We start from the raw sequence: 15,630 nt of genomic DNA, 5'->3' as shown, positions 1-15,630 counted from the left end.
ACCATGGACGACGCCTCCAACACTGGTGATCCGCTGGGCTGCCCGATGAAGGAGCCCGCAGCGCTCCGATCCCTGCTCGGCCGCACCAACCGCGACTGGTGGCCCAACCAGTTGTCGATCGAGATTATCCACCAGCAGGGCCTGAACGGCGACCCGATGGGGGACGATTTCGACTACCCCAAGGCCTTCCTGTCGCTGGACTATGACGCCGTTAAGCGCGACCTGACCGCGCTGATGACCGACAGCCAGCCCTGGTGGCCGGCCGACTATGGCCATTACGGCCCCTTCTTCATCCGCATGGCCTGGCACAGCGCCGGCACCTATCGGACGGGCGATGGCCGTGGCGGCTCTTCGTCGGGCTCGCAGCGCTTCGCCCCGCTCAACAGCTGGCCAGATAACGCCAACCTGGACAAGGCGCGGCGCCTGCTGTGGCCGATCAAGCAGAAGTACGGCGCCAAGCTTTCCTGGGCCGACCTGATGATCCTGGCCGGCAATGTGGCCATCGAGTCCATGGGCGGCCCGGTCTTCGGCTTTGGCGGCGGACGCAAGGACATCTGGGAGCCGGAGAAGGACATCTACTGGGGCACCGAGGAGCAGTGGGTCGGCCACGAGGAAAACCAGACCCGCATCCAGCCTGACAAGCAGATGGCGCTGGAAGACCCCCTGGCCGCCATCCAGATGGGCCTGATCTACGTCAATCCGGAGGGTCCAGGCGGCAATCCCGATCCGATCCAGTCGGGCCGCGACATCCGCGAGACCTTCGCCCGCATGGGGATGAATGACGAGGAGACCGTTGCGCTGACCGCCGGCGGCCACACCTTCGGCAAGTGCCACGGGGCCGGCGACGCCTCCAAGGTGGGCGCCGAGCCCGAAGGCTCCGACATCGCCCAGCAGGGCCTGGGCTGGACCTCCAGCCACGAAAGCGGCGTCGGCGACCACACCATCACCAGCGGCCTGGAGGGCGCCTGGACGCCCACCCCCATCCAGTGGACGATGAACTACTTCCACATGCTGCTCGACTATGACTACGAGCTGGTGCGCAGCCCCGCCGGGGCCAAGCAGTGGCAGCCGATCAACCAGAAGCCGGAAGACATGGCCCCGGGCGCCCACAGCCCCGACAAGCGTCTGCCGACCATGATGACCACCGCCGACATGGCCATGAAGATGGACCCGAAGTACCGGGAGATCTCCGAGCGGTTCCGGGCCAATCCAGACCAGTTCGCCGACGCCTTTGCGCGGGCCTGGTTCAAGCTGTGCCACCGCGACATGGGTCCCAAGTCCCGCTACCTGGGTCCCGAAGTGCCGGCCGAAGACCTGCTGTGGCAGGATCCGATCCCGCCCGTCGACCATCCGCTGATCGACGCGGCCGATGTCGCCGCCCTGAAGGGCAAGATCCTGAACTCGGGCCTCACCGTCGCTGAACTGGTGCAGACCGCCTGGGCCTCGGCCGCGACCTATCGCGGCTCCGATCATCGGGGCGGGGCCAATGGCGGGCGCATCCGCCTGGCGCCGCAGAAGGACTGGGAGGTCAACCAGCCGGCCCAGCTGGCCCGGGTGCTGCATGTGCTGGAGGGGATCAAGGCCGACTTCGATGCCCAAGCTGCCGGCGGCAAGAAGGTGTCCATCGCCGACCTGATCGTTCTGGGCGGCGCCGCAGCCGTGGAGAAGGCGGCCCGGGACGGCGGCCATGAGGTCACGGTCCCCTTCACCCCTGGACGCACCGACGCCTCGGCCGACCAGACCGATGTGGAAAACTTCAAGGTGCTCGAGCCCAAGGCCGACGGCTTCCGCAACTATCTGCAGGTCAAGTTCAGCGTGCCGACCGAGGAACTGCTGATCGACCGGGCGCAGCTGCTGGGCCTCAGCGCCCCGGAGATGACGGTCCTGGTCGGCGGCCTGCGGGTGCTGGGCGCCAACCACGGGGGCGCCGCCCACGGGGTCTTCACCGATCGCCCGGGTCAGTTGACCAACGACTTCTTCGTCAACCTGCTCGACATGGGCACGGCGTGGAAGCAGGTGGACGACCGCGGCGACGAGGTCTTCGTCGGCACCCTCCGCGACACCGATGAAGAGAAGTGGACGGCGACCCGCACCGATCTCGTCTTCGGCTCCAACTCGCAGCTGCGGGCCCTGTCGGAGGTCTATGCCGCCTCTGACGCCGGCAGGAAGTTCGTTGACGACTTCATCAAGGCCTGGACCAAGGTGATGAACGCCGACCGCTTCGACCTGGCCCGCGCGGCCTGACCTGTAGCTCCGAAGCTCCCGTCGCGGCGTCGCGGCGGGAGCTGAGCTTCAGACGATCGCGTAGAACAGCAGGGCGACGCCGGCGAAGACGTAGGAGATCCAGGTCATGGTGACCCCGATCGCCCGCGGCAGCGACGCGCCGCCGCTCTGTGACAGCCCGACGGCGTGCATCACCCGGCCGATGAACAACACCAGGCCCGAGATGTGAACCGCCAGGGGCGGGGCCTCCACCAGGGCCAGGACGCCGATGGCGATCAGGCCGGCCGGGATGTATTCCGTCGCATTGCCAAAGGCGCGGATGGCCTGGGCCAGCTCCGGAATGCCGTCGTCGCCGAAGGCCACCTTGTGGCGCTGCCGCTGGCGGACGACGAGCATCGACAGGGCCAGCAGCAGAAAGAGATGCAGCCCCGTCCAGAGCGCTGCGGCGTGTCCCGACGTGATCAGGTTCATGGTCGTCCCCCGTGCGCCCCCGCACGGGACGCAGTTGGACTGCGAATTCGCCCGGGGGGCAAGGGGGGATCGGCCGCCCTGCGACATCAACGGAACCCGCCATGGACAAGCCTGGCGCCAAGCGCCACATGAGCGCCAGTTCCGTCTCCCAAGGCCCTGCCTGATGCCTGTCGCCCCCCTGCCGTTGTCGCACCTCCTGCTGGCTCTGGCGGTGGTGGCGGTGTGGGGGACCAACTTCGTGGTCATCAAGCATGGGTTGGAAGAGCTGCCGCCGCTGGCCTTTGCGGCGCTCAGATTCTTCTTCGCCCTGTTTCCAGCGGTCTTCTTCCTGCCGCGGCCCAAGGTCCCCTGGGGGCATCTGGCGGCCTATGGGGTCCTGATCGGCGCCGGGCAGTTCGGCCTGCTCTACATCGCCATGAACGGCCAGATCTCCCCGGGCCTCGCCTCGCTGGTGGTGCAGGTGCAGGTCTTCTTCACCATCGGCCTGGCCATGGCCGCGACGGGCGAGCGGATCAGGCTATTCCAGATCGCCGCCCTGGTGCTGGCCACCGCGGGAATCGGGGTGATCCTCGCCCATTCGGACCGGACGACCACGCCGCTGGGCCTGGCGCTCGTGATCCTGGCGGCCATGGGCTGGGCCGGCGGCAACCACGTGGCCAAGCTGGGAGGCCGGGTGAACATGCTGGCCTATGTGGTCTGGGCGAGCCTGTTCTCGGTCCCGCCCCTGGTGGTGATGTCCCTGATCCTGGAAGGCTGGCCGACCGTGCGCGCGGCGCTCGCGACGGCGAGCCCGGCGGCCTGGACGGCTGTGGCTTGGCAGTCGGTGGGCAACACCCTGTTCGGCTATGCCGCCTGGGGCTGGCTGCTGGCCCGGCACCCGGCGGCGACCGTCACGCCGATGGCCCTGCTGGTGCCGGTCTTCGGCATGGGCGCCTCGGCCCTGCTGCTGGGGGAGGCCATGCCCTTCTGGAAGGTCGGGGCCGCGGCCCTGGTCATGGCCGGCCTCGCCCTCAACATCCTCTGGCCCATCGTCGCAGCCCGAAGGCTGCCTCCACCAGCGGCCTGATCCCCGCGCGCAGCGTGAAAAAAAAGGGGACACAAAGAACACGAAGGCGCGCGAAGGACACAAAGGTGCAGCCGTCATCTTCTTCGTGTCCTTGGCTATCTTTGAGTTCTTTGTGTCCCCTCTTTGACGGCGCCTGCGGCGCAAGGTTGGCGGCGTTCAGCCCTTCAGGGGCGGGAGGCCCAGGCTCGCCCAGCGGTCGGTGACGCGCGCGACGGTGGCTTCGTCCATGTCGAGCTTTTCGCCCCATTCGCGGTGGGTTTCGGGCGGCCACTTGTTGGTGGCGTCCAGGCCGATCTTGGAGCCCAGGCCGCTCTCGGGCGAGGCGAAGTCGAGATAGTCGATGGGGGTGCCCTCGACGAGGGTGATGTCCCGGGCGGGGTCCATGCGGGTCGACAGCGCCCACATGACATCTTTCCAGTCGCGGGCGTCGATGTCGTCGTCCACGACGATCACCCACTTGGTGTACATGAACTGCCGCAGATAGCTCCAGACGCCCATCATCACGCGCTTGGCGTGACCGGGATAGGCCTTCTTCATGGAAACCACGGCGATCCGGTAGGAGCAGCCCTCCGGCGGCAGCCAGAAGTCGACGATCTCCGGGAACTGCTGGCGCAGCAGGGGAATGAAGACCTCATTCAGGGCCTCGCCGAGCACGCTGGGCTCATCCGGCGGCCGGCCGGTGAAGGTGGTCAGATAGATGGGGTCCCGGCGCATGGTGATGGCGCTGACCTGGAAGACCGGGAACTTCTCGACCGAATTGTAATAGCCGGTGTGGTCGCCGTACGGACCTTCGTCCGCGTATTCGTCCAGCAGGACATGGCCCTCGATGACGATCTCGGCCTCGGCCGGCACCATCAGGGGCACGGTCTTGGCCGCCACCAGCTCGGCCTTGGCGCCCCGCATCAAACCGGCGAACTGATATTCCGACAGGGTCTCGGGCACCGGCGTCACCGCCGCCAGTATGGTGCCAGGATCGGCGCCCAGGACGGCGCAGGCGGGCAAGGGTTCGGGCTTGCCGGCCGCCTTCCAGCGCCGGTGATGCTGGGCGCCGCCCCGGTGGGCCAGCCAGCGCATGATGGTGCGATCCTTGCCCAGCACCTGCATGCGATAGATGCCGAGATTGTAGTCGTCCTCCCGCTCGGTGGACGGCCCCTTGGTGACCACCAGCGGCCAGGTGATCAGGGGTGCGGGCTCGCCCGGCCAACAGGTCTGGATGGGCAGCTTGGTCAGGTCGATCTGGTCGCCGGTCCAGACGATTTCCTGCACCGGCGCCTTCTTCACCGTGGCCGGCCGCATGGCCATGACGGTCTTGGCGAGCGGCAGCATGTCCAGCGCGTCCTTCAACCCCCGCGGTGGCTCGGGGCTGCGCAGGAAGGCCAGCAGCTCGCCTACCTCGCGCAGGTCGGCCGCCGTCGTGCGTTCGCGGCCCTCGAGCGTGACGCCCATGGCCACCCGCTTGACCGTGCCGAACAGGTTGACCAGGCAGGGCATGGGCGAGCGTTCGCCATCGGCGCGAATGACGTTCTCGAACAATACCGCTGGCCCGCCCTGGCGCAGCAGGCGGCGATGGATCTCGGTCATCTCCAGGACGGTGGAGACCGGCTCGGTCACCCGCACCAGTTCGCCGGCGGCTTCCAGCTTGGCGATGAATTCCCGCAGCGACCGATAGGCCATGAGCCCTCCAAGCGTGATCTCACCCAGGACTTAGGGCCGCGGGAGGCTGGTGTCACCCTTTGCGCCGGGCGCGCTTGCCGCTAGCTTCGGCGCCCATGAAGCGCCTCGACCTCGACGACCTGCCGCCCAAGATCGCCCAGTTGCTCACTGGCCTTGAGGCGGGGGAGGAACTGATCCTCGTCCAGGGCGGCGCGGTGGCCGGCCGGCTCCATGGCGGCGCTGCGCCAGAGCCTACGGTCGAGGACGAGCCCGAGCCCTACAACAACCAGCGGGCCGCCGAAATCTTCGAACAGTTCCGCTCGGCGGTCGAAGACGAGTTTTAGGGGCGCCAGCCTTGGCGTGTTGCGCGCCGCAGGCGCCGTCAAAGAGGGGACACAAAGGACACGAAGGAAGCCAAGGACACGAAGACTTGGCCGCCGCCTCCTTTGTGTTCTTTGCGCATCTTTGTGTCCTTCGTGTCCCGTCTTCCTGGCGCTGCGCGCCCAGGGGCAGAGAGCCCAGGCCTTCCCCTGGCCCCATTTGCGCCCCATGTTACGCAAGTGACCCAACGGAATCCGGGCGGCCGTCAGAGCCGCCGCCGTGGGGTCTGTCATTAGGGAGACGACCATGTTCAAGCTTTTACCAGCCGCGCTGGCCGCGGCGCTTCTCGCGACTCCGGCCCTCGCTTCGCCCGCCACGACGGGTCAGGCCACCGTCAATGTCGCCAACCTCAACCCCGCCAACGCCGACGACGCCCAGCGTCTGGAGCGGCGGGTGGAGCGGGCCGCCTTCGCCGCCTGTGGCGGTCATGAGGGCAGCGTGCGGATGCTCAAGCGCACCGTGACGCGCTCAGACTGCTACCAGGAGACCTTGGCCCAGGCCCGCGCCGATGTCGGCTTTGGCCAGCGTTACGCCGCTCGCTAAGCCGGCGTCTGCGCCGCCTCGTAGGCCTTGACCATCGCCTTGGTGGCGAGCTTGCGCCAGCGGCGTTCCAATAGACTGTGCAGCGACCCCGGATCGAGGCTCTCGATCCGGGCGAGCACGGTGGGATAGTTCTGATAGTGCGGCGTCAGGTGGAAGGTGGCCGGCTCCGCCGCCATCAGCATCTCGCGCTCATCGAAGCCCACATCGCTCAGTACGAGGCTGGCGTCCTCGGCCCGCAGCCGCGTGAAGAACGTGCCGCGCACCTTGAACGACGGATAGCCATAGGACGTGCCGTCCTCGGCGCCGGGGAAGGCGAGGATGATGTCGCGCATCTCGGCTTCGGTCATGGGAGCCTCCGAGGTCAGTAGGCGAGCGCCACCCCATCCTTGCGCATTTCCGTGGCCGCGCCGTAGCGGCCGGGCCAGCGCTCGATGGCCTGATAGCCGCCGAAGCTGCCGTCGCTTTCCCCGATCTTCCAGCCCAGATCGATCAGGGCCTGTCGAGTGGCCGCCGGCACGCCGCTCTCCAGGTGCAGCAGGCCGGTTCCGGGCGTGACCTCGCCCGTGGGCTCCGTGCCGCCGCCGTGACGCCAGCGGGGGCTGTCGCCGGCCTCCTGCAGGGAGAGGTCGAAGTCGACCATGTTGGAGATGATCTGGGCCTGGCCCTGGGGCTGCATGTCGCCGCCCATGACCCCGAACGAAAGCCACGGCGCCCCGTCCTTCACCGCAAAGCCCGGGATGATGGTCTGGAAGGGCCGCTTGGCCGGCGCATAGACATTGGGGTGGCCATCGGTCAGGGCGAACATCTCGCCGCGGTTCTGCAGCATGAAGCCCAGGCCGTCCGGCGCCAGCCCTGAGCCCATGCCGCGATAGTTGGATTGGATGATCGAGACCATCATCCCGTCGGCGTCGGCGGTGGTGAAATAGGTGGTGTCGCCCCGGGTCGGCGCCTGGCCGGCATAGGCGGTCTGCAGGATGGAGTCGGGGCGGATCAGCCGCGCGCGCTCGGCGGCGTAGGCCTTGGAGATCAGCCACTCGGCCGGCACGTCATAGAAGGACGGATCGGCGTAGTAACGGGCGCGGTCTTCGAAGGCGAGCCGCTTGGCCTCGGCCCCATGGTGGATGGCGGCGGCCGACTGGAAGCCCATGTCGCGGATGTCAAACCGCTCCATGATGTTGAGCTGCTGCAGGGTGGCCAGGCCCTGGCTGTTGGGGCCGAGGCTGTAGACATCCACCCCGCGATAATTGCTGGAATAGGCCTTGGTCCATTCGGCCCGGTGGGCGGCGAGGTCCGCCCTGGTCATCCAACCGCCGATGCGTTGGAAATAGCGCTCGATGGTCTGGGCGATCTCGCCCTCATAGAAGGCGTCGCGGCCTCCCGCGGCGATCAGGCCGTAGGTGCGGGCCAGGGCCGGGTTCTTGAAGATCTCGCCTTCGCGGGGCGTCGCGCCGCCGGGCGCCCAGACGGCCTTGAAGTTGTCGACCTCCTCAATCCCGAGCGTCCCGCCGGTGAAGTTGGCGTAGCTGCGGGAAAGGTAATAGGCGACGTTCTGGCTCACCGGCGCGCCCTCGCTGGCGTGGGCGATGGCCGGGGCGAACAGGTCCTTCCAGGGCAGCTTGCCGTAGCGTTCGTGCAGGGTCCACCAGGCGTCCACCGCGCCGGGCACGCTCACCGAGATGGCGCCGTGCGAGGGGATGAGGCCGTTCTTGGCCCGGCCGCGCACCGTCTCCAGGGACAGGCCCCGCGGGCTGCGGCCCGAGCCGTTCAGGCCGACGACTTCTTTGGTTTTCGGGTCCCAAAGCATGACGAAACAGTCGCCGCCGATGCCGCACGCGATCGGCTCAGCATAGCCCAGCACCGCATTGGCCGCGATGGCCGCATCCACCGCCGAGCCGCCGGCCCGCAGGACGTCGATGGCCGCCAGCGTCGCCAGGGGGTGGGCCGTGGCCGCCGCGCCGTGGGTCCCCCAGGCCGCGCTGCGACTGGCGAAGGTCGCCCCGTCGATCCGGTCGCCCGGGCCCACGTCGGGCCGGTTGCGGTTGGGCGTCGCCTCCCGGCTTTGTCCCGCAGCCCCGCTGGCGAAGAGGGCGCCCGGAAGCGCGGCGGGCAGGGCGGCCAGGAAGGTGCGGCGACGCATGGGCGGGCTCCAGATCAGATGTAACAGCGCCGTCACTATAGGCGCCACAGCCGCTTGTGAGGCTAGTCCCCGACCTGGATATTCAGCGCCGTCAGGGCGTCGGCGATCGGAATGAACAGATTGATGCCGGTTGGCGTGCTGCCGGGCTGGAAGCTCGCCACCGTGATGGCGATGACCTGGCCGCGGCTGTTCACGAGCGGGCCGCCGCTATTGCCTGGGTTCACCGTCACGTCGCTCTGGATGAACCGGAGGCCCTCGGTCAACCGGGTGGCCGAGACGATCCCCCGCGTGATGGTCCCCTCGAAGGCCTCATCCAGCGGCGTGCCCACCGCATAGACGTCCTCGCCAGCTTGCGGCGGGCTCAGGTCCAGGCGCAGCGGCGCTCGGCCTTCAGGCGGGGCGATCTTGATCAGGGCCACATCGCGGCGAGGATCGCTGCGAACGACCTCGCCCAGGGCCTCGGTCCCATCGGTCCAGCGAACCTTGACGTACTTCGAGCGTCCAACGACGTGCGCGTTCGTCAGGATCTCGCCGTTCGCGGACACTAAGAACCCACTGCCATGGCCGGCGTCCGAGAGAACGGAGACCGCCGATTGCGCGGCGGCGGCAGGGGGCTGCGGCTGCACGCCGGCCGCGGTCAGCCGCAAAGGCGGCCATTGCTGAGCGACTGCCGACGGTGCGCCCGGGTCCGTGACGACCGATCGTCGGAAATCGTCGTCCGCCAGCAAGGCGACGGCGTTCTCGCGAAACGCGCCATGCAACAGCCTGTCGATACCGTCCTCGTACCCTGAGTGAAGTCGGTATCCAGCTTGCGTTTTTACACGGGAGACCAGCCGGCGCTGCAACGGGTCGTAGATCTGCCACTCGATGGTCAGGATCATCTCGCCCCGGAAGCTTTGGGGTCCGCCTTCTGGATCGAACACGCAAAGACGCGCCTCGACATTGTCGACGGCCACCCCCAGCAGGAGGCTTCCCGCCGGCTGTGAGACCTCAAAGAGGTTGTCGCCTCCTGTCGGAAGGCCCAGACGGGCGGCCTCCTCGTTTAGGATCGCCGAGAACCGAGACAGGTCCCAATCCTGCTCCTCCGCCTTCCAGTAGAGCGGAAAAGGCGCCACATCACAGAAGAGCCAAGTGCCACTCTTGCCCCAGACCTGCCCATCGCGCAGACGAAACGCCAGGCGGTCAAGCTTTAGCATTCGCGCGCTGCCGGCGTTCTCGATTGGCGCAGGCACGACGGAAGGCGGCAGCGGCAAGGGCGCTGCAAGGGCGTTTCCAGCCCAAATGGCGCCCAGCAGCATAGAAGCCCAGGCCAGCCGCAATCCCAACCTCATGACGCCCCTCCAGTTCCCCCTCTGTTCTAGGAGAGCTGATCTAGCCCGGCAAGGTCCACACCGCCGTCTTCTTGACCTCCTGGTCCTCCAGCTCTCGCGTGGTGGCGACCTGGTATTCGGCGAGTTTGACCAGGCCTTCGCGGGGGAAGTAGCTGCGGCCGGGGTCGCCGATCAGGACGGTGGCGCCGGCGGCCCTGGCCTCTCCCAGCCAGGCCATGACCCGGGCGGCCAGGGGCTTTTCGTAGCAGATGTCGCCGGCCAGAAAGACGTCGGCCGGCGGGGGCGGGGCGTCCAGCAGGTCGAGGCTGGTGAAGTCGCAGGCCACGCCGTTCGCCGGGGCGTTCAGGGCCAGGGCCGCGCCGCAATAGGCGTCGATGTCGGCGGCCAGCACGTGGGACGCGCCGGCCTTGGCCGCGGCGATAGCGACGATCCCTGAGCCGGTGGCGAAGTCGACCACCCGTTTCCCGGCCACGATCTGGGGGTTGTCGAGGATGTAGCGGGCCAGGGCCTGGCCGCCGGCCCAGGCGAAGGCCCAGAAGGGCGGCGGCAGGCCGATCTCTTCCAGGGCCTCTTCGGTCAATCGCCAGATCGGCATGACCTCATCGGCGAGATAGAGGCTGAGCTCAGGGGTGTGGGGCGGCGCCTGCTGGCGGGTATTGGCCAGGATGAAGGCGCGGCGGCCCTCGGGGGTCTGCTCGATCACGCCGCTCTCCTGCACCTTGCGCCGATGGCGAGTGGCGAAGAAGCAGGCTCAGCGCAAGCGGAATGATCAGGCCGCGGCGAATGTCGCAGGCGGGCGCTTGGAGGCGGCCAGGCGCAGCACCTCCATATAGCTGCCGCGGATCTCCATCTGCGGCCCCAGACCCTTGCTCAGCAGCAGCCGGTGGGCCTTGGGCAGGCTGTAGCAGGGCAGGTGCATGAAGATGTGGTGCTCACAGTGATAGTTCACCCAATAGGGGGCGACGAAGGCCCGCGCGATCGGGCCGGCATAGGTGGTGCGGGCGCAGCGGAACGGGTCGCGCTCGTCCTTGGCCACGCAGGCGTGCTCGCCGATGTTGCGCAGGCGGGTGATCATCTGCAGCCAGGTGGCCTGGGGCAGCAGCCACAGGACGAACCAGGCCCACCACAGGCCGAACGGCGCGGTGAGCGCAATGGTCACGGCCGCCCCGATCAGCAGGCGACGCTTGCGGACGATCTCGGCTTTGAGGATCGGCCACAGCGGCTCGCCCGCCTTGCGCGCGGCCAGCTGGCCGCGCACCAGGCCGAAGCGCTGCTTGAACCAGGTCTGGCCGGTCAGGTCGCGGACGATCTTGCGGCGCAGGGAGGTGGGCGTGATCGGGAAGGGCGCCGAGAGGACGAGATCGGGGTCCTCGGCCTGCTGCACGAACTTGTGGTGGGTCAGGTGATAGGGGCGGTAGCGGTGCAGGCCGCCGCCGGTCAGCCATTCACCGGCCCAGTCATTGACCTTGAGGTTCTTGTGCAGGGCGCCGTGGGCGGCGTCGTGCATCATGATCGCCAGGCCCAATTGCCGGCCGCCGATGATCATCACCGCCAGGGGAATGGTCAGGGGCCAGATGACCGCGACGGCGGCGGCGGCCAGGATCACTACCCAGGCATGGGCGATCAGGGCCAGGCCCTTCCAGGTCGAGCGGTTGGAGAGGCTCGCCCATTCCTGGGGCGTGAACAGGGTCTTGGGATCGATGCGGGTCGCCACGGCCATGACCCATCATGCCACGATTTCAGGCGCCGGGGTAGAATGACGCCGCGTCAGGTTTGGGCGAGGCTCTTGGCCAGGCGGCGTAGCACCGCCTCGCTGGCCGCATCGGCCGGGTAGAAGAACTCGATCCGCAGATCGTCGGCGGCCGTGTCGTGCGGCGCGCCGAACTGGGCGACGGTGGAGACGAGGTCCAGCGACAGGGCCGGCGTGCGCACCTGCATGATCAGGGCCGCACCCACGGGCTGAACGGCGTGCAGGCGCGCGCCCTCCGGCGTCAGCGCCAAGAGGGCGGCGATGGTGGCGTCGAGTTCGGCGCGCATGGGGCCGGGCGGCGCCCGCCAGGCCTCGGCCTCGGCCAGGGCGAGGAAATGAAGCGCAAGCTGCGACCAGTTGGCTACGGCGCCTCTGAAGGCCTCGCTGGTCGCCGCGGCGCGCAGGAGGCTGACGGCCGGGTCGAGCCCGCCCTCGCTGATCAGGGCGCCGAAGAGGGCGAGCGCCGGACCGTTTGCCGACAGGGGCCGCCAGGCCCGATCCACGGCGAAGGCGGGAAAGGGCGCGTGGGCGGCCAGCGCCAGTTCGGTCACCCGCCGGACCATGGCCGCGGCCTCGTCGCCGAAGGCGTGCTCCCCGTGGGCCGGGGCGAAGCCGGCGGCCAGCAGCAGGGCGTTCTCGTCCTTCAGCGCCAGGTCGAGGGCGGCGGCGAGCCGGCCGACCATTTCCCGCGAGGGCCGTGTGCGGCCGGTCTCCAGGAACGAAACATGCCGCTGGGAAACCTCCGCAGCCAGGGCGAGGCCGAGCTGGGAAAGCCCGCGCGCCCGGCGCAGGCGCCCCAGCATGGCCGGGAAGTCGGCCAGGGGCCGCACGGATGACGAGGTGGCCGCATGGGCCACTGCCGGACTCTCCCAGCTTGCCGATCAGGCCGAAGGGTGCGGCGGCCAGGTCCACAGTTCAACGACCCGGCAGGTAATGGTCGCCTCAGAACAATCCCTGCGGCCCCGACCAGCCGCCGGCCACCAGCGCCAGAAAGAGCGCCAGCCCCGCCACCGGGTTCGACTTGAACAGCGCCAGGGCGCCTGCGGGATCCTCGACCCGCACCTTGGCCGCCTGGTTGGAGAGGTGCAGGCCAAACAGCGCCGCTGGCGGCAGGAAGAGCGGGCCGAGCCCCGCGGCCCAGGCCGTCGCAAGGGCCAGGACAAAGGCTGCGATATAGAAGACCAGCACGCCCTTGGCGGTGGAGGCGCCCAGCCGGCGGACCGACGACTTCACGCCGGCCAGGGCGTCGTCCTCCAGGTCCTGGATGGCGTAGATGGTGTCATAGCCGAGCGTCCAGAAGATGCCGACGGCATAGAGCAGCAGGGCCGGCCACTGCAGCCCGCCGGTCACCGCGGCGAAGCCCAGGAGGGCGCCCCAGTTGAAGGTGAGGCCGAGCCAGGCCTGCGGCCACCAGGTGATCCGCTTCATGAACGGATAGGCCGCCACAAGCGCCAGGGAGCCGACGCCCAGCGCGATGGCGAAGGGCGGCATGACCAGCAGGACGGCCAGCGAGACGAGGCAGCAGCCGATGACGAAGGCCCAGGCCTGGCGGACGGTGATCTGGCCCGAGGGAATCGGCCGGCCGGCGGTGCGGGAGACCTTGGCGTCGAAATCCCGGTCGACGATGTCGTTATAGGCGCAGCCGGCCGCCCGCATCAGGGCCGCGCCGACGAAGAAGGCGATCAGCCAGCGCCAGTCGGGAAGCTCGCCTTTCATGGCGGCGGCCAGGGCCAGACCTTGCCAGCCCGGCAGCATCAGCAGCCAGATTCCCGTGGGCCGATCAAAACGGCCGAGCTTCAGCCAGGGTCTCAGGGCGGCGGGCGCGCGGTGGTCGACCCAGTTGGTCGGGGCCGCATCAGGCAGGGGGGCGATCATGCCCCTTCTCCTACCAGATCGTGTCTTCGGCGCCTCAGTGAAAGCGGTTGGCAAAACGATGTTCAACGCGCGGTTGACTGCGATTCCCGCCCCGCCTAGCTTCCGGCCGTCCACCACCCGCGACCAGACAGGAGGGTTCGCATGAATATGCCGTTTGCACCGAACCCCCACCGCTGCGTCGCCGCGACCCGAACCTAGCTCAACCTCAGAGCGGAACTTCCCGGGCCGGCGTCTCCCTTGGCGCCCATCCTCAGGAATTTCCCCGTGTTCGTCCGCATCCGCCGGGACGTCTGCTCCCGGCACTCTCCGCATTCCGCCCCTCGTCGCGTCTCTTTGGCGCGCCTGGCGCCTTGCGCCATCGCCGCCGGTCGCCTGGCCCGCGGTCCAGATATTTGGCCTTTCCCATGACCAGCGAATTCTTCGACGAAGACGAAGGCGTCACCCGTACCCGCCCCCTGGGCAACATGCAGGTGATCGGCTTCATGTGGCGCCACTGGATGGTGGACAAGCCGCGGTTCTTCACCGCCGCCTCCCTGTTCCTGGTGGGCACCGCCTGCGACCTCTCGATCCCCTGGGCCGCCGGCGCCCTGGTGGATGCGGTGTCCTCGCCCGACCGGCTGACAGAGGCCGCCTGGACGGCCTGGGCGTTCCTGACCGGGCTCTATGTCGTCTATTACGGCGTCCGCACCACGGGCTTCCGCATCCTGAACGGCTTCTACGCCCGGATCATGGAGCGGATCGTGACCCAGGGCTTCCAGCGGGTGCAGTCCTTCTCGTCGGACTGGCACGGTTCGAACTATGCCGGGGCCACGGTGCGCAAGGTGTCGCGGGCCATGTGGGGCTATGACAGCGCGTCCGACGCCCTGCTGCTGATGCTCATGCCGACCCTGATCGTGCTGGCGGGCCTGGCGGTCTCCATGACCGTGCGCTGGCCCCTGGCCGGCCTGTTCACCGCCACCGTGGTCGTCATCTTCGCGGTCTATAACGTCCTGACCGCCACCTATTACGTGCGGCCGGTCAACCTGGTGTCCAACGCCCTGGACTCCCAGATCGGCGCCTCACTCGCCGACGCCATCGGCGCCAACCCTACGGTCAAGGCCTTCGGGGCCGAGGCCCGCGAGGACCAGAGGTTCGCCGGCACGGTGGCGCAATGGCGGGTGGCGGTGATCCGCACCTGGAACCGGTTCAACCTGGTGGGCCTGGGCCAGAACGTCCTGCTTGTCATCTTGCAGGGCGGGCTGACGGGGCTGATCCTGTGGGCCTGGACGCAAGGGGAGGCTACGGCCGGCGATGTCGCCTTCGCCATCACCTCCTTCATGCTGATGGCCGGCTATATGCGGAACTTCAGCGAGATCACCCGCATGTTGCAGAAGGGTCTGGACGACCTGCTGGACGTGGCCGTCTATATGCGCACCGACCCGCAGCTGGCCGACAAGCCTGGCGCTCCACCTTTTCAAGGGCTGGAAGGGGCGATCACCTTCGACCGGGTGAGCTTCGGCTACGCCAGCCAGGGGGAGCGGCTCTATCAGGACTTCAGCCTGGCCATCGCGCCAGGCGAGCGGATCGCGCTCGTGGGTCCCACGGGCTCGGGCAAGTCGACCTTCGTCAAGCTGCTCCAGCGGCTGCACGACCTGGACGGCGGTCGCATCCTGATCGACGGCCAGGACGTGGCCCATGTGACGCAGGGCTCCCTGCGTCGGGCCATCGCCGTGGTGCCGCAGGACCCCTCGCTGTTCCACCGCAGCATCGGCGAGAACATCGCCTATGCGCGGCCGGACGCCACGCCGGACGAGGTGGCCCTGGCCGCCCGCCGGGCTCGGGCGCACGACTTCATCGCGCGCCTGCCGCAGGGGTACGACACCCTGGTGGGCGAGCGCGGGGTCAAGCTGTCGGGCGGCGAGCGGCAGCGGGTGGCCATCGCCCGGGCCTTCCTGGCCGACGCCCCGATCCTCGTTCTGGACGAGGCCACCTCGTCCCTGGACGTGGAGACCGAGCGCCAGGTCCAGGCCGCCACCGAGGAACTGATGTCCGGCCGCACCACGATCGTGATCGCCCACCGGCTGTCGACGATCCGCAGCGCCGACCGGATCCTGGTCTTCGACCGGGGCCGCATCATCGAGGAGGGCCGCCACGGAGAGCTGCTCGCCCGGGGCGGCGCCTATGCCCGCCTGCACGCCGTCTCCGAAGCCGCCGAATGACC

Annotated in this window: 14 protein-coding genes; 5 read left to right on the top strand and 9 right to left on the bottom strand. The window is 68.6% G+C overall.

The window, feature by feature from the left end; translation table 11 throughout:
- Window positions 1–3: 3 nt before the first annotated feature.
- Window positions 4–2,244: a catalase/peroxidase HPI gene (katG, locus tag Q8L83_RS12730; RefSeq protein ID WP_305287489.1), complete on the top strand. Its 2,241-nt coding sequence runs from the start codon at window positions 4–6 to the stop codon at window positions 2,242–2,244.
- A gap of 48 nt (window positions 2,245–2,292) precedes the next feature.
- Here katG and Q8L83_RS12725 read toward each other — a convergent pair whose 3' ends face one another.
- The gene (locus Q8L83_RS12725; RefSeq protein ID WP_305287487.1) at window positions 2,293–2,694 is read right to left on the bottom strand and encodes an MAPEG family protein; all 402 of its coding nucleotides are present in this window, start codon (window positions 2,692–2,694) and stop codon (window positions 2,293–2,295) included.
- A 163-nt stretch (window positions 2,695–2,857) separates the two neighbouring features.
- On the opposite strand from Q8L83_RS12725, the gene Q8L83_RS12720 reads away from it, so the two are divergent.
- Entirely contained in the window at window positions 2,858–3,760 is a 903-nt protein-coding gene (locus tag Q8L83_RS12720) for an EamA family transporter (protein WP_305287485.1), read from the top strand.
- A 156-nt stretch (window positions 3,761–3,916) separates the two neighbouring features.
- Here Q8L83_RS12720 and Q8L83_RS12715 read toward each other — a convergent pair whose 3' ends face one another.
- On the bottom strand, window positions 3,917–5,434 hold the full coding sequence (locus tag Q8L83_RS12715; protein WP_305287484.1) for a UbiD family decarboxylase: 1,518 nt from the start codon (window positions 5,432–5,434) through the stop codon (window positions 3,917–3,919).
- A gap of 95 nt (window positions 5,435–5,529) precedes the next feature.
- Here Q8L83_RS12715 and Q8L83_RS12710 point away from each other — a divergent pair, with 95 nt between their 5' ends.
- Together Q8L83_RS12710 and Q8L83_RS12705 are read left to right on the top strand one after the other, a co-directional pair.
- Complete coding sequence (locus tag Q8L83_RS12710) at window positions 5,530–5,757, top strand: hypothetical protein (protein ID WP_305287482.1); 228 nt, start codon at window positions 5,530–5,532, stop codon at window positions 5,755–5,757.
- A gap of 283 nt (window positions 5,758–6,040) precedes the next feature.
- A complete protein-coding gene (locus tag Q8L83_RS12705) occupies window positions 6,041–6,337 on the top strand; it encodes a UrcA family protein (protein WP_305287480.1) in 297 nt (98 codons plus the stop codon).
- On the opposite strand, the gene Q8L83_RS12700 is transcribed toward Q8L83_RS12705, so the two are convergent.
- The 7 genes from Q8L83_RS12700 to ubiA form a co-directional block, all read right to left on the bottom strand.
- Window positions 6,334–6,684 carry an MmcQ/YjbR family DNA-binding protein gene (locus tag Q8L83_RS12700; protein WP_305287478.1) on the bottom strand — a complete coding sequence of 117 codons (351 nt, stop codon included), beginning with the start codon at window positions 6,682–6,684 and terminating at the stop codon, window positions 6,334–6,336. The genes Q8L83_RS12705 and Q8L83_RS12700 overlap by 4 nt on opposite strands.
- Before the next feature lie 14 nt (window positions 6,685–6,698).
- Window positions 6,699–8,474: a gamma-glutamyltransferase gene (gene ggt / locus Q8L83_RS12695; RefSeq protein WP_305287477.1), complete on the bottom strand. Its 1,776-nt coding sequence runs from the start codon at window positions 8,472–8,474 to the stop codon at window positions 6,699–6,701.
- 62 nt (window positions 8,475–8,536) lie between these two features.
- Entirely contained in the window at window positions 8,537–9,805 is a 1,269-nt protein-coding gene (locus Q8L83_RS12690) for a S1C family serine protease (RefSeq protein ID WP_305287475.1), read from the bottom strand.
- Window positions 9,806–9,845: 40 nt separating this feature from the next.
- Window positions 9,846–10,508, bottom strand: coding sequence for a methyltransferase (locus tag Q8L83_RS12685; protein WP_305287473.1), 663 nt, complete (start codon window positions 10,506–10,508; stop codon window positions 9,846–9,848).
- A gap of 66 nt (window positions 10,509–10,574) precedes the next feature.
- Window positions 10,575–11,525, bottom strand: a complete 951-nt coding sequence (locus Q8L83_RS12680; RefSeq protein WP_305287471.1) for a fatty acid desaturase family protein — start codon at window positions 11,523–11,525, stop codon at window positions 10,575–10,577.
- A 47-nt stretch (window positions 11,526–11,572) separates the two neighbouring features.
- Entirely contained in the window at window positions 11,573–12,412 is an 840-nt protein-coding gene (locus Q8L83_RS12675; protein ID WP_305287468.1) for a helix-turn-helix domain-containing protein, read from the bottom strand.
- An 85-nt stretch (window positions 12,413–12,497) separates the two neighbouring features.
- Complete coding sequence (ubiA, locus tag Q8L83_RS12670) at window positions 12,498–13,430, bottom strand: 4-hydroxybenzoate octaprenyltransferase (protein WP_305287466.1); 933 nt, start codon at window positions 13,428–13,430, stop codon at window positions 12,498–12,500.
- A 404-nt stretch (window positions 13,431–13,834) separates the two neighbouring features.
- Here ubiA and Q8L83_RS12665 point away from each other — a divergent pair, with 404 nt between their 5' ends.
- A complete protein-coding gene (locus tag Q8L83_RS12665; protein ID WP_305287464.1) occupies window positions 13,835–15,628 on the top strand; it encodes an ABC transporter ATP-binding protein in 1,794 nt (597 codons plus the stop codon).
- The last annotated feature ends 2 nt before the right edge of the window (window positions 15,629–15,630 follow it).

The sequence above is a fragment of the Phenylobacterium sp. genome, from assembly GCF_030680185.1.
In the GTDB taxonomy this organism is placed as follows: domain Bacteria; phylum Pseudomonadota; class Alphaproteobacteria; order Caulobacterales; family Caulobacteraceae; genus Phenylobacterium.
The sequence above is the reverse complement of the archived record's forward strand: the minus strand, read 5'-3'. Positions and strand labels throughout refer to the sequence as shown.